The sequence below is a fragment of the Umezawaea beigongshangensis genome (genome assembly GCF_016464305.1).
GTDB classification, from domain to species: Bacteria; Actinomycetota; Actinomycetes; order Mycobacteriales; family Pseudonocardiaceae; genus Umezawaea_A; species Umezawaea_A beigongshangensis.
In genome coordinates this window covers 1-224 of the sequence record NZ_JAEIOJ010000058.1, presented here as the reverse complement: position 1 = coordinate 224, position 224 = coordinate 1, and the positions used below count along the sequence as shown (strand labels likewise).

Sequence of the window (224 nt, the reverse complement as noted above, 5' to 3'; positions counted from 1 at the left end):
TTCCACGCCCTTGCGGACAGTACTAACTCCTCTGACAACCCAGCCGAATGCACTAGCCAGCATCCACATCTATGAGCACTCGTCCGACGATCGTTCGCCGCCGGCACGAGTCTCCGCACACACCACCGAAGCGGCGAGTGCGAGAGAAAGCTCCTTAGAAAGGAGGTGATCCAGCCGCACCTTCCGGTACGGCTACCTTGTTACGACTTCGTCCCAATCGCCAG

Annotated in this window: 1 rRNA gene; it reads right to left on the bottom strand. The window is 58.9% G+C overall.

What is annotated here, in order from left to right:
- Positions 1–158: 158 nt before the first annotated feature.
- Positions 159–224 (bottom strand): 16S ribosomal RNA (locus IMZ35_RS30315); the annotation flags it as partial.